Raw genomic sequence first — 13,360 nt, forward strand, 5'->3', positions numbered from 1 at the left:
GAGACTCCCGAGTGCAGAGGCCTCCGAGCAGAGAACGGGCCGAGCGGATGTGAATCCGCTCGGCCCGCTCTGCTCGTGGGTCTCTCTGCGTCGGGCCGACGGCGTGCCGCTAGTGCCCCATGCCGAGGCCGCCATCGACCGGGATGACGGCGCCTGAGATGTACCCGGCGTCATCGCTGGCGAGCCAGGCGGCGGTCTTGGCGATCTCGTCGACGCTTCCGTAGCGGGCCGCCGGGATCTGAGACAGGTATTCCTTCTTGGTCTCCTCGGGAAGCACCGCCGTCATCTCGGTCTCGATGAACCCCGGGGCGATGACGTTCGCGGTGATGCCCCGCGAGCCGAGCTCGCGGGTGAGGGAGCGGGCCATGCCGACAAGGCCGGCCTTCGCGGACGAGTAGTTGATCTGGCCGGGCGAGCCGAAGAGCCCGACGACGCTCGAGATGAAGACGACCCGGCCGAAGCGAGCCTTGAGCATCCCCTTCGAGGAGCGCTTGAGGACGCGGAAGACGCCGGTCAGGTTCGTGTCGATGACCTGCTGGAAGTCGTCCTCCGACATGCGGAGCAGGAGATTGTCCTTCGTGATGCCGGCGTTCGCGATGAGCACCTCGACGGCCCCGAGCTGCTCCTCCACGGCTGTGAAGGCCGCGTCGACGCTCGCAGCGTCGGTGACGTCCGCCCGAACGGTGAGAGCGCCCTCAGGGCCGCCCTCCCCCGAGCGCGAGGTCACCGCGACGCGGTGGCCCAGGCTGACGAAGTGTGCGGCGATGGCGTAGCCGATGCCGCGGTTTCCTCCCGTGACGAGGACGGTTCTTTGGGTCATGCTGCTCCCTTGAGACGGTTCGCTCCAGTCTAGGGGCGAGGAGTAAGCTGAGCAGATCGCCGAGAGGAGCACCTGCCACCGTGCGATCACACACCACGAACGTCACCTCCATGGGGGACAGCGAGTACGACGAGCGCGCTGCCCGCATGAGGAAGTACACCATCATGATGCTCATCAGGGTGGCCTGCTTCGTCGCGCTCATCTGGGTGCGCGGACCGTGGATGTTCGTCTTCGCGGCCGGAGCGATCTTCCTCCCCTACTTCGCTGTCGTCATCGCGAACGCTGCCACGCAGCGGCGCACGCGGAAGGTGGAACGGCCGAGCTTCCTGCAGCGACGAGGCAAGCCGGATGCGTGAGGGATTCGACCTGCTCGGCGCGCTCCAGAACGGCGGGCTCGATGCCGCGGAAGCCGAGCCACGATGCTCGCGGGCCGGGTGCAGCTCCGACGCGACGATCCGGATCGTGTGGCGGAATCCGCGCATCCACGACGAGGCGCGTCGCAAGATCTGGCTCGCCTGCGACGAGCACGCCGGCTACCTCGCAGACTTCCTCCGCCAGCGTGACTTCCCGGTGACGGCCACGGCCATCTCGGCCGGGCAGCTCGACGACGATGTGGACGGGCGCGCGTGAGCGGCGAGCGTCGCTGGCGCTTCGCCTTCTCGAAGCGCTGGCTCGGCTACCTCGGCCTGCTGATCGTCTTCGCGATCGCGTGCGGCTTCCTGAGCCACTGGCAGTTCGAGCGGCGCGACGAGCGGGTCTCTGAGAACGCGCGGATCACCGGCAACTTCGACCGGGAGCCGGTTCCCCTCGAGAGCGAGCTCCCGGCGCTCGACGACTTCTCGATCGACCAGGAGTGGACTCCCGTGCTCCTGCAGGGGCGGTACCTCACCGACGAGCAGCTGCTCGCCAGGTCGCGGCCCCACAACGGGTTGCCGGGATTCGAGATCCTCACGCCATTCGAGACCGACGACGGGCGGGTGTTCATCGTCAACCGCGGCTGGATTCCGACGGGTGACGCGCAGGACTCCCCCGACCACATCCCGGCTGCCCCCGAAGGCGAGGCGACGATCGTCGCTCGCCTCAAGCCCGGCGAACCCGAGGTCCCCGGACGAACGGCGCCCGCGGGACAGATCGCGACCATCCACCTGCCGCAGTTCTCCGACGAGCTCGGCACCGACCGCGTCTACACGGGCGCGTACGGACTCCTCTCGGCGGAGCGGCCCAACGCTGAGACGGGCGCGCTCACGACGAAGCCCGCGCTGAGCGAGGGCAACCACCTCTCGTACGCGTTCCAGTGGATCATCTTCGCCATCATCGCGCTCCTCGGCCTCATCTTCGGCCTGCGGGCCGAGTACCGGGACCGCAACCCGGACGACCCGAAGGTGCGCGAGGCCATCTCGCGCGAGCGAGAGCGCGCTGGACGACGCCGCAAGACCGACGCCGAGATCGAGGACGAGATCCTCGATCGCGCCGGCGGCTGATCGCCGAAGCATCCGCAAACACGAAGAGCGCATGCCCCCGGCTGGGAGCATGCGCTCTTCCTTGCAGCGAGCGACCCTGCTGCTGGGACGCCTGCCTAGTTCATCGTGATGAGGTCGAAGTAATCGGGCGTCCAGTGGTCCTCCACGCCGTCCGGCATGATGAGCACGCGCTCGGGGTTGAGCGCCTCGACGGCCCCCTCGTCGTGACTGACCAGCACGACAGAGCCTTCGTAGTGCGCGAGCGCGTCGAGGATCTGCTCGCGGCTGAGTGGGTCGAGGTTGTTCGTGGGCTCGTCGAGCAGCAGCACGTTGGCGCTCGACACGACCAGCATCGCCAGCGCGAGGCGGGTCTTCTCGCCGCCGGAGAGCACACCGGCTGGCTTGTGCACGTCGTCACCGGAGAACAGGAACGAGCCGAGCACCTTGCGTGCCTCGGTCTCGGTGAGATGGCTGGACACGCTCACCATGTTCTGCAGCACGCTGCGCGCGACGTCGAGGGTCTCGTGCTCCTGCGCGTAGTAGCCGATCTTGAGGCCGTGCCCGGGCTCGAGCGCCCCGGTGTCGGGCTCGTCGACGCCGGCGAGCATCCGCAGCAGCGTCGTCTTGCCTGCACCGTTGAGGCCGAGGATGACAACACGGGACCCGCGGTCGATAGCCAGGTCGACGGCGGTGAAGATCTCGAGCGAGCCGTACGACTTCGAGAGGTTGGATGCGCGGAGCGGCGTCTTTCCACACGCCGCGGGCGTCGGGAAGCGCAGCTTCGCGACGCGATCCGCGACCCGGACCTCCTCGAGACCCGAGAGCATCTTCTCGGCGCGCCTGGCCATCTGATGCGCCGCTGTGGCCTTCGTCGCCTTGGCGCCGAACTTCGCCGCCTGCTGCTGCAGGACGGAGGCCTTCTTCTCGATGTTCGCGCGCTCCTTCTTGCGGCGCTCCTGGTCTGCCTCGCGCTGGCGCAGGTAGTGCTTCCAGCCCATGTTGTAGACGTCGATGACCTGGCGGTTCGCGTCGAGGTAGAAGACCCGGTTGACGGTGTCCCCCACGAGCTCCACGTCGTGGGAGATGACGATGAGTCCGCCCGCGTACCCCTTGAGGAACTCGCGCAGCCAGATGACGGAGTCGATGTCGAGGTGGTTCGTGGGCTCGTCGAGCAGCATGGTCTCGGCACCCGAGAAGAGGATGCGGGCGAGCTCGATGCGTCGGCGCTGTCCTCCGGAGAGCGTCTGCAGCTCCTGGTCGAGGATCCGGTCAGGCAGCTTGAGGTTGCTGGCGATGGCCGCCGCCTCGGCTTCTGCTGCGTAGCCGCCCAGCGCCAGGAAGCGGTCATCGAGGCGCGAGTACTTCTTCATCGCGGACTCCTGCTCAGCAGGGGTGCCCTCGGCCATCGCCATGGTCGCCTCGTCGATGCCGAGACGCAGCTCGCCGAGCCCGCGGGCGTCCAGGATGCGGGTGCGGGCAGTCTGCGTGGGGTCGCCGCTCCGCGGGTCCTGCGGCAGGTAGCCGATCTCGCCGCGCCGCTCGATCCGACCGGCCGTCGGGAGCGTGTCGCCGGCAAGGATCTTCGTCAGCGTCGTCTTGCCCGCGCCGTTGCGGCCGACGAGGCCGATCTTGTCGCCAGCGGCAACACGAAAGTCGACTCCCGACATGAGGGTGCGGGCACCCATGGTGATTTCGAGGTCATGTACGGCGAGCAAGAAGTGATTCCATTCGGTGAAGTGCGGGCGTTCGGGGTGAGTCGTGTGGTCTGTCGGGAAACGGTGCGGGGCCAGGTCGCGGCATGAACCGAGCCTGGCCCCATAGCCGACAACCTGCCCAGTCTAGACGAGGCGCGAAAGAGCCCCGCCGGGGCGGGGCTCTTCACTGCGGGACCGAGCTCAGATGTTGAACCCGAGCGCGCGCATCATGTCGCGGCCGTCGTCCGTGATCTTCTCAGGACCCCACGGCGGCATCCAGACCCAGTTGATGACGAAGCGCTCGACAGCACCCTCGAGTGCCTCGGCGGTCTCGGACTCGATGACGTCGGTCAGCGGGCAGCCCGCCGAGGTGAGCGTCATCGAGATCACGAGCGCGTCGGAGTCGTCGTCCCAGTTGAGGTCGTAGATGAGCCCGAGGTCGACGATGTTGACGCCGAGCTCCGGGTCAACGACCTCCTTGAGCGCTTCCTCGATCTCGTCGTAGCGTGTCGCTTCGAGTGTCGTCAGTGCCATGGCGAGATCCTACGCCTCGACCTGCTGGGCGAGGTAGCGGTCGTAGCCCTCGTTCTCCAGGCGATCGGCGAGCTCGGGTCCACCCTGGTCTGCGACCTTGCCCGCGACGAAGACGTGCACGAAGTCAGGCTTGATGTAGCGCAGGATGCGCGTGTAGTGCGTGATGAGCAGCACACCGAGGCCGGTGTTCTCCTTGACGCGGTTGACACCCTCCGACACGATGCGGAGCGCGTCCACGTCGAGGCCAGAGTCGGTCTCGTCGAGCACGGCGAACTTGGGCTTGAGGAGCTCGAGCTGGAGGATCTCGTTGCGCTTCTTCTCTCCACCGGAGAAGCCCTCGTTGACGTTGCGCTCGGAGAACACGGGGTCCATGCGGAGCGCCGCCATGGAGGCCTTGACCTCCTTGAGCCACGGGCGCAGGGGCGGAGCCTCGCCGGCGACCGCGGTCTTGGCGGTACGCAGGAAGTTCGCGACCGTCACGCCGGGGATCTCCACCGGGTACTGCATCGCGAGGAAGAGGCCAGCCTTGGCACGCTCGTCGACGGACATCTCGAGGACGTCCTCGCCGTCGAGCGTGATCGAGCCGCTGGTCACCTCGTACTTGGGGTGGCCCGCGATCGTGTAGGCGAGGGTCGACTTGCCAGAGCCGTTCGGCCCCATGATGGCGTGGATCTCGCCCTTGTTGATCGTCAGGTCGACACCGCGGAGGATTTCCTTGGTGCCCTGGTCGGTCTCGACCGTGACGTGGAGGTCGGATATCTGCAGCGTGGACATGTGCTAGCTCTTCTCCTCGAAGATTGGAGTGGGGTCGATGTAGATGTCGCCCGCTTGCACCTGGATGCGGTACACGGGCACTGGTTCGTAGGCGGGGAGGGTGCGTGGCCAGCCGGTCCTGAGCGAGAACTGGGAGCCGTGCGCCCAGCACTCGATCGAGTCGTCCTCCACGAAGCCCTCGGCGAGCGAGATGTCTCCGTGCGAGCACCGATCGCCGAGAGCGAAGAGCTCACCGGCCGAGTCTCGGACCAGGCAGATGGCCTGGCCCTCGATCTCGAAGCGCTGCGGCGACTCGACCTTCACGTCATCTGCCGCGCAGAGACGCACCGAGGTCATCGCTCGGCGACGAGCAGGGGGCTTGCGCCCTCGTTGAGCTCGCGTTCGAGCGCATCCCGCAGGTGGGTGGCGATCTCCTCGTTGCCGATCTGCTGGACGATCTCGTTGAGGAAGCCGTGGACCACGAGGCGGCGGCTCATGGCTTCGGAGACGCCTCGGCTCATCAGGTAGAAGAGCTGCTCGTCGTCGAAGCGTCCGGTAGCCGAAGCGTGGCCGGCGCCCTCGATGTCGCCTGTCTCGATCTCGAGGTTCGGGACCGAGTCGGCGCGTGTGCCCTCGGAGAGGACGAGGTTGCGGTTCTGCTCGTAGGAGTCGGTGCCCGGTGCGTTCCGGCGGATGAGGACGTCGCCGATCCACACGGCACGCGCGCCTTCGCCCTGCAGTGCGCCCTTGTAGTTGACGCGGCTGCGCGTGTGCGGCGCGTTGTGGTCGACGAACACCTGGTGCTCGAGATGCTGGCCCGCGTCCGAGTAGTAGAGGCCGTACAGTTCGCCGTCAGCGCCCTGCGCGTTGAGCTGCAGCGTCGGGTTGAGGCGGACGATGCCGCCGCCGAGCGAGACCACGATGTGCTTGATGAAGGCGTCGCGCCCGACAGACAGGAAGTGCGACGAGAGGTGCTGCGCCGAGTCCTCCCACTCCTGCATGGAGACGACCGTGACGTTCGCCCCGTCGCCGACTAGGATCTCCACGTTCTCCGCGACCGTCGCCGCGCCGGTGTGGCGCAGGATGATGAGGCCCCTAGCGTGCGGCTTGATGTCGACCACGACGTGGGCGGCGACAGCAGCACTGCCGAAGCCCTTGCGGTCCAGGACGAACTGCTTGTCGTCTTCACCGGAGACCTCGACGAGCAGCGCCTCCTCGAAGTTCGACCAGGCGTTCGCCGAGGCGCGGTCCTCCGGCTTGCCCGCGGATCCGATCCGCGCATCCGAGCGAGGGATCCAGCTGACTGCGACCCCCTCGGTCTCCGAGAACTCGAGCTCGGAACGTGAGCCCGTGAGCTCGCCGTTGATGAGACCATCGAGCTTCGCGACGGGGGTGTACTTCCACTCGATCTCGCGACCACTCAGCGGTGCGAAGTCGGCGAAGTCGAAGGAGGTGAACCGCTCCGACCTCGTCTGCACCGGCACCTCGGACCCAGGCCCGTGGCTGTGCTTGTTGAGACCGAGCGGGTTGATCTGCTCGCTCGTCACCTGCGTCGTCATCTAGCCGACCGATCCTTCCATGCTCATCTCGATGAGCTTGTTGAGTTCCAGCGCGTACTCCATCGGCAGCTCGCGCGCGATGGGCTCGATGAAGCCGCGCACGATCATGGCCATCGCCTCGGTCTCGGGGAGGCCGCGGCTCATGAGGTAGAACAGCTGCTCCTCGGACACCTTCGTGACCGTCGCCTCGTGGCCGAGCTGCACGTCGTCGACGCGGATGTCGATCGCGGGGTACGTGTCGGAGCGCGACTGCGTGTCGACGAGCAGCGCGTCGCAGACGACGCTGTTCGAGGAATGGTGCGCCTTCGCGTCGATGCGCACCTCGCCGCGGTAGCCGGCTCGACCGCCGCCCCTCGCGATGGACTTCGACGTGATCGACGACTGCGTGTACGGCGCCATGTGGATCATCTTCGCGCCGGCATCCTGGTGCTGGCCGGGACCTGCGAACGCGACGGACATGGTCTCGCCCTTGGCGTGCTCGCCGACGAGGTAGATCGACGGGTACTTCATCGTGACCTTGGACCCGATGTTGCCGTCGACCCACTCCATGGTGGCTCCCTCTTCGGCGATCGCGCGCTTCGTGACGAGGTTGTAGACGTTGTTCGACCAGTTCTGGATGGTCGTGTAGCGAACTCGCGCGTTCTTCTTGACGATGATCTCGACGACCGCGGAGTGCAGCGAGTCGGACTTGTAGATGGGAGCCGTGCAGCCCTCGATGTAGTGCACGTAGCTGCCCTCGTCGGCGATGATGAGCGTCCGCTCGAACTGGCCCATGTTCTCCGTGTTGATGCGGAAGTAGGCCTGCAGCGGGATCTCGACGTGGACGCCCTTGGGGACGTACACGAAGGAGCCACCCGACCACACGGCGGTGTTGAGCGCGGCGAACTTGTTGTCGCCAGAGGGGATGACGGTGCCGAAGTACTCCTCGAAGAACTCCGGGTGCTCGCGAAGCGCCGTGTCGGTGTCCATGAAGATGACACCCTGCTTCTCGAGCTCCTCGTTGATCTGGTGGTACACGACCTCGGACTCGTACTGCGCGGCGACGCCCGCGACGAGGCGCTGGCGCTCTGCGTCGGGGATGCCGAGCTTCTCGTACGTGTTCTTGATGTCGTCCGGGAGGTCTTCCCAGGTCTGCGCCTGCTTCTCCGTCGAGCGCACGAAGTACTTGATGTTGTCGAAGTCGATGCCGGAGAGGTCAGCTCCCCAGTTCGGCATCGGCTTGCGCTCGAACATCTTGTAGCCCTTGAGACGCGTCTTCAGCATCCACTCGGGTTCGTCTTTCAGCTGCGAGATGTCGGCGACGACGGCATCGCTGATGCCTCGCTTCGCGGACGATCCCGCAACATCGGAGTCGGACCAGCCGAACTCATAGCGGCCGAGGCCCTCGAGTTCTGGGCGATCGATCAGGACATCTGACATGTCTGCCTCGTCTCTCTCATCTCTGAAGTCGTTCTCCACACGCGGCTGCTTCTGGGGCCTGTCGCCGTCGATCGTCTCGCGTGTGGGGTCTTCGGCCGGTGGGCCCGCGGTCGCTCGGGCAGACGGCGTGCGTCTACCTCTCGTAGAATGGAACCCGCGAGGGGCCTCCATTGTTCCCTGCGCCGCGATTCGGGCGCACGTCCCGAGCGAAGACAACAACTTCTATCCTACGCCAGACATGCCAGGCGTCTGAAAGGAACTCGTGACCGCGCAAGTCGCTCCCGTCCGTCCCTCACGAGCGGATGACCTCCGCGCGCGATTGCTGCCGACCAGCATCACCCGGTACACGCGCTTCCTGGCGTGGGCGAGCCTGGTCGCGAACATCGCCATCGTCGGCACGGGCGGACTCGTGCGACTCACCGGCTCCGGCCTCGGCTGCCCGACCTGGCCGTACTGCACGGAGGGGTCGCTCATCAACACGCCCGAGATGGGCATCCACGGCGTCATCGAGTTCGGCAACCGCCTGCTGACGGGCATCCTCTGCATCATCGCCCTGCTGCTGTTCCTCGCCGTGCTGCGCGTGCGCCCCCGCGGCATGCGCCTCGCCGTCCCCGCGTTCTCGATCGGTCTCCTCATCATCCTGCAGGCGATCGTGGGCGGCATCACGGTGCTCACGGGGCTCAACCCCGACATCGTCGGCCTCCACTTCCTCATCTCCGGCCTCATCTGCGCCATCGCAGCGGTGCTGCTGTTCCGCGTGCGAAGCGGCGAGCCCGTCCCCGAGGTGGGGACCCGGCTCGATGTCAGCCGCGCCGGCCTCGTGCTCACGATCAGCGTCGTCGTCAACGTGTGGGTGTGGGTGACGGTCTTCGTCGGCGCACTCACGACTGGCTCTGGGCCCCACGCCGGAGACTCGGCCGCCTCGCGGAACGGCCTCGATCCGGTCATCATGCAGCACGTGCACTCCTGGCCGGCCTACATCCTGCTCGCCTGCTCGCTCATCTTCGTCGTGGTCGCCTCGGTTCGGGGCTTCGCGGCGACGCGGCGAGTCTCGATCGGCCTGCTGTGCCTCATCGTCGCGCAAGCGGCCGTCGGCATCTGGCAGGCGCGCACCGGACTTCCCATCACGCTCGTCATCGTCCATATGGTGCTCTCGGTCACGACCATCGCCGTCGCCACGACCGCCGTCGCCACCATCCGTCGCGAAGGACGCCCAGCGCGCGTCTGATCGGGATCGGCTGATGCAGCGGCCCCGGCGAGCACGGCTCGCCGGGGCCGCTGCATGTCCCCGCTGCATGTCCCCGCCGCCCGCAAGCTGCCCGCCGCGCCGCCCAGCTCACCCCGCGGGCGCGCCTCCAAACCCGGCGGGTGCGCGCAGAGTTGTGGCGAAACGCGGTCGGGGCAAGTGGCAACAACACCTGGCCACAACCCTGCGCCCGCGCCCGCGCCCGCACCTCGCGCCCGCGCCCCGGCCCGCGCCCCAGCAGTCCGCCGAGAGCTGAGTTGTGGTTGCTTGGAGCGAGTCTTCACGACCACAACTCAGCTTTGGGCGAGCGGATGAAGGGCGGTAGGGCGGTAGGGCGGGGAGGCGCAGGTGCCTGAAGAGGGGTGGGGCGAGGGCGAGGCTCGTTGGACGAGGAGCGAGGGTGACCAGTTCCCACCGGCGGTGGGAAGACTCCAAGCCGGGCACCTGCTGGAACCGATCTGATGCACCACGGTGTTGCGACCACCGCGAGAACCCGGCCCGCTCGCCGTGGTCGCTTCCTGCGCGATCGCACGCGGTCGCGAGCGATCTGAGTGTTGACCTCGGGCTGGGTGTTGACCTCGCGGCCAACCGTGATCTAGGAGATCAGCGGGTCGATGCCGACCGCGACGAAGACGAGCGTCAGGTACGTGATCGACAGGTGGAAGACCTTCATGGGCTTGCCGCCCTTGCCGGTGATCGTGCGGTAGTAGAGCACGTGAGCCTCGTAGAGGAACCAGCCGCCCGACAGCAGCGCGACCGAGGTGTAGAGCCAGCCCATCCCCGCGACCGGCACGAGCAGGAGCGAGCAGATGACCGTCGCCCACGCGTAGAGGACGGTCTGCAGCGAGACCGAGAGCTCGCCCTCCGTGACGGACAGCATCGGCACGCTCGCCTTGGCGTAGTCGTCTCGGTACTTCACCGAGAGCGGCCAGTAGTGGGCCGGAGTCCACAGGAAGATGATCGCGAAGAGCACGAACGGCGCCCAGCTGAGCGAGTTGGTGACGCCGGCCCAGCCGATGAGGACGGGCATGCAGCCGGCCACGCCACCCCAGATGATGTTCTGCTCCGTGCGGCGCTTGAGCACGATCGTGTAGAAGACGACGTAGAGCAGGATCGCGCCGAGCGAGAGTGCTGCAGTCAGCGGGTTCGCGACGAGCCAGAGCACGACGATCGACAGGATGCCGAGGGCGAACGAGAAGACGAGAGCCTCTCGGTCTGAGAGCTCGCCCGTGACGAGCGGACGCTTGGCGGTGCGCTTCATCAGGCGGTCGATATCGCGGTCGATGTAGCAGTTGAAGGCGCTCGCGCTGCCCGCGGACATCGCTCCGCCGAGGACCACGCCGAGGACGAGCCACAGGTTCGGGACGCCACCGTGGGCGAGGAACATCGTCGGGACCGTCGTGATGAGGAGCAGCTCGATGATTCGAGGTTTCGTCAGCGCCACGTAGGCCCGTACCTTGCGCCCGAAAGGCTTCCGCTCCGGGGGTGCCACGGCCACTAGTTCATCGACAGACAAAGCCACCAATTCCTCTTCGCTCGAAATCTGCTGGCAATTCTATCTGCTCTTGCCCAGAAGCCGTCCCGTTTCCTGGGTGCGGCCAGCCTCACACCCGGCTGAAAGCGCTGTGAGGCTCGTCGCACGGAGAAACATGACCGGGAACTGAACGACGTTCCCCCCGCGCGGACCCGTCGTGGCGATAAGCTGTGAGGCGGCCCTTTCCCAACGACGACGGGACGCAGTGTGACGAATTTTGAGTGGTCCGAGCTCGATCGACGTGCAGTCGACACAGCAAGGATCTTGGCGGCAGACGCAGTTGAGAAGGCGAAGGGTGGACACCCCGGCACGGCGATGAGCCTTGCTCCCCTCGCGACGCTGCTCTACCAGCACGTGATGCGGGTCGATCCGAAGGACCCGCACTGGATCGGTCGAGACCGCTTCATCCTGTCCGCAGGGCACTCCTCGCTGACGCAGTACTGCCAGCTGTACCTGGGCGGCTTCGGCCTCGAGCTCGATGACCTCAAGCAGCTTCGCCAGTTCGGCTCGAAGACACCTGGGCACCCCGAGTTCGGGCACACCGACCACGTCGAGATGACGACCGGCCCGCTCGGCCAGGGACTCGCGTCCGCCGTCGGGTTCGCCTACGCGCAGCGCTTCGAGCGCGGCCTGTTCGACCCAGAGACCGCGGTCGGCGAGAGCCCGTTCGATCACCGCGTCTACGTCATCGCCAGCGACGGCGACCTCCAGGAAGGTGTCACGAGCGAGGCATCCTCGCTTGCCGGACACCAGGAGCTCGGCAACCTCATCGTGTTCTACGACGCGAACCAGATCTCCATCGAGGACGACACCGACATCGCCTTCACCGAGGACGTCGCGAAGCGCTACGAGGCCTACGGCTGGCACGTGCAGACGGTCGACTGGACCGCTGGAGAGCAGTACCACGAGGACCTCGCGGCTCTCCACGACGCGACGCTCGCGGCGCAGGCCGAGACGGGCCGCCCCTCGATCATCGTGCTCCGGACCATCATCGGCTGGCCGAGCCCGACCAAGCAGAACACGGGCGGCATCCACGGCTCCGCGCTCGGGGAGACCGAGCTCGAGGCCGTCAAGAGCCTCGTCGGGTTCGACCCGAAGCAGAGCTTCGAGGTCGCCGACGACGTGCTGGCCTACACCCGCGGTCTCGCCGACCGCGTCGCGCCCGTTCGCGCGGAGTGGCAGCAGAGCTTCGACGCTTGGAAGAGCGCCAACCCGGAGCGCGCGCAGCTCCTCGAGCGCCTCGAGGCCGATGAGCTGCCAGAGGGCATCGCGGATGCGCTCCCCGACTTCGCGGGCGTCGCCAAGGTCTCGACCCGCAAGGCCTCCGGTGAGGCGATCAACGCGCTTGCGGCACACCTGCCGGAGCTGTGGGGTGGCTCCGCCGACCTCGCCGGCTCGAACAACACGACCATCAGCAAGGCCGCGTCGTTCATCCCCGAGAAGTTCTCGACGTCCAGCTGGACGGGCAACCCGTACGGCCGCGTGCTGCACTTCGGCATCCGCGAGCACGCCATGGGCGCGATCCTCAACGGGATCACCCTGCACGGCAAGACGCGCGCCTTCGGCGGCACCTTCCTCATGTTCAGCGACTACATGCGCCCCTCGGTGCGTCTCGCCGCGCTCATGAACATCCCGTCGATCTTCGTCTGGACGCACGACTCGATCGCCCTCGGCGGCGACGGGCCGACGCACCAGCCTGTGGAGTCGCTGACCGCGCTCCGCGCGATCCCGAACCTCGCGGTCGTTCGCCCAGCCGACGGCCCGGAGACGGCTGCCGCCTGGCTCGAGGTCGTGAGCCGTCGAGGCGGCCCGACCGGCCTCATCCTCTCGCGTCAGGACCTCCCCGTCATCGCACGCGGTTCCGGCGACGCCAACGAGCAGGAGTTCGGCTCGGCTGCTGGCACGAAGCGCGGCGCCTACGTGCTCGCGGAGGCTGCCGGCGGAGCGCCTGAGGTCATCGTGCTCGCCACCGGTTCCGAGGTGCAGTACGCACTCGAGGCCCGCGAGACCCTGCAGGCTCAGGGACACCCGACGCGAGTCGTGTCCGTCCCGAGCTTCGAGTGGTTCGCCGAGCAGGACGACGCCTACCGGGAGCACGTGCTGCCGTCGGCCGTCGAGGCTCGCGTGAGCATCGAAGCCGGCCTCGCGCTCCCCTGGCTCCAGTTCGTCGGCCCCAAGGGCCGCAGCGTCTCCATCGAGACGTTCGGCGCATCCGCTGACCAGCCCGAGCTCTACAAGGCCTACGGCATCACGGCGGACGCCGTCGTCGACGCGGCGCTCGAGTCGCTCGCGCGCTAGCCGTCCACGGGCGGCACCGTTCGCCCATGCAGCGGTACCCAGC

The 13,360-nt window shown here is 67.2% G+C and carries 13 protein-coding genes; 5 read left to right on the forward strand and 8 right to left on the reverse strand.

What is annotated here, in order from left to right; genetic code table 11:
• Window positions 1–109: 109 nt before the first annotated feature.
• Window positions 110–820, reverse strand: coding sequence for a 3-oxoacyl-ACP reductase FabG (fabG, locus tag C5B99_RS07810; RefSeq protein WP_104241202.1), 711 nt, complete (start codon window positions 818–820; stop codon window positions 110–112).
• An 80-nt stretch (window positions 821–900) separates the two neighbouring features.
• Between fabG and C5B99_RS07815 the strand changes: the two genes are divergently transcribed.
• Genes C5B99_RS07815 through C5B99_RS07825 form a run of 3 tightly spaced genes read left to right on the forward strand, consistent with a single transcriptional unit; the run spans window position 901 to window position 2,301 of the window.
• Window positions 901–1,176 carry a DUF3099 domain-containing protein gene (locus C5B99_RS07815; RefSeq protein WP_146080201.1) on the forward strand — a complete coding sequence of 92 codons (276 nt, stop codon included), beginning with the start codon at window positions 901–903 and terminating at the stop codon, window positions 1,174–1,176.
• Window positions 1,169–1,450 (forward strand): acetone carboxylase, encoded by a 282-nt coding sequence (locus C5B99_RS07820; protein WP_258063119.1) that lies wholly within the window; start codon window positions 1,169–1,171, stop codon window positions 1,448–1,450. The genes C5B99_RS07815 and C5B99_RS07820 overlap by 8 nt, the downstream gene beginning before the upstream one ends.
• Window positions 1,447–2,301 (forward strand): SURF1 family protein, encoded by an 855-nt coding sequence (locus C5B99_RS07825; RefSeq protein WP_104241204.1) that lies wholly within the window; start codon window positions 1,447–1,449, stop codon window positions 2,299–2,301. Before C5B99_RS07820 ends, C5B99_RS07825 begins: the two co-directional genes overlap by 4 nt.
• Before the next feature lie 95 nt (window positions 2,302–2,396).
• Here C5B99_RS07825 and C5B99_RS07830 read toward each other — a convergent pair whose 3' ends face one another.
• The 6 genes from C5B99_RS07830 to sufB form a co-directional block, all read right to left on the reverse strand.
• Window positions 2,397–3,995 (reverse strand): ABC-F family ATP-binding cassette domain-containing protein, encoded by a 1,599-nt coding sequence (locus tag C5B99_RS07830; RefSeq protein ID WP_104241205.1) that lies wholly within the window; start codon window positions 3,993–3,995, stop codon window positions 2,397–2,399.
• Window positions 3,996–4,175: 180 nt separating this feature from the next.
• Complete coding sequence (locus C5B99_RS07835) at window positions 4,176–4,508, reverse strand: metal-sulfur cluster assembly factor (RefSeq protein ID WP_104241206.1); 333 nt, start codon at window positions 4,506–4,508, stop codon at window positions 4,176–4,178.
• 9 nt (window positions 4,509–4,517) lie between these two features.
• Complete coding sequence (sufC, locus tag C5B99_RS07840; protein ID WP_068481926.1) at window positions 4,518–5,282, reverse strand: Fe-S cluster assembly ATPase SufC; 765 nt, start codon at window positions 5,280–5,282, stop codon at window positions 4,518–4,520.
• A gap of 3 nt (window positions 5,283–5,285) precedes the next feature.
• Window positions 5,286–5,618, reverse strand: a complete 333-nt coding sequence (locus tag C5B99_RS07845; protein WP_104241207.1) for a non-heme iron oxygenase ferredoxin subunit — start codon at window positions 5,616–5,618, stop codon at window positions 5,286–5,288.
• Complete coding sequence (sufD, locus tag C5B99_RS07850) at window positions 5,615–6,820, reverse strand: Fe-S cluster assembly protein SufD (RefSeq protein ID WP_104241208.1); 1,206 nt, start codon at window positions 6,818–6,820, stop codon at window positions 5,615–5,617. The genes C5B99_RS07845 and sufD overlap by 4 nt, the downstream gene beginning before the upstream one ends.
• Window positions 6,821–8,239, reverse strand: a complete 1,419-nt coding sequence (gene sufB, locus C5B99_RS07855; protein WP_104242038.1) for a Fe-S cluster assembly protein SufB — start codon at window positions 8,237–8,239, stop codon at window positions 6,821–6,823.
• Between the two features lie 262 nt (window positions 8,240–8,501).
• On the opposite strand from sufB, the gene C5B99_RS07860 reads away from it, so the two are divergent.
• Window positions 8,502–9,467, forward strand: coding sequence for a heme A synthase (locus C5B99_RS07860; protein ID WP_104241209.1), 966 nt, complete (start codon window positions 8,502–8,504; stop codon window positions 9,465–9,467).
• Window positions 9,468–10,080: 613 nt separating this feature from the next.
• Here the strand turns inward: C5B99_RS07860 and C5B99_RS07865 are convergent.
• A complete protein-coding gene (locus C5B99_RS07865) occupies window positions 10,081–10,983 on the reverse strand; it encodes a heme o synthase (protein WP_236558549.1) in 903 nt (300 codons plus the stop codon).
• A 243-nt stretch (window positions 10,984–11,226) separates the two neighbouring features.
• On the opposite strand from C5B99_RS07865, the gene tkt reads away from it, so the two are divergent.
• A complete protein-coding gene (gene tkt, locus C5B99_RS07870; protein WP_104241211.1) occupies window positions 11,227–13,317 on the forward strand; it encodes a transketolase in 2,091 nt (696 codons plus the stop codon).
• Window positions 13,318–13,360: the final 43 nt, after the last annotated feature.

It is taken from the genome of Pseudoclavibacter sp. Z016, from assembly GCF_002931215.1.
In the GTDB taxonomy this organism is placed as follows: domain Bacteria; phylum Actinomycetota; class Actinomycetes; order Actinomycetales; family Microbacteriaceae; genus Pseudoclavibacter.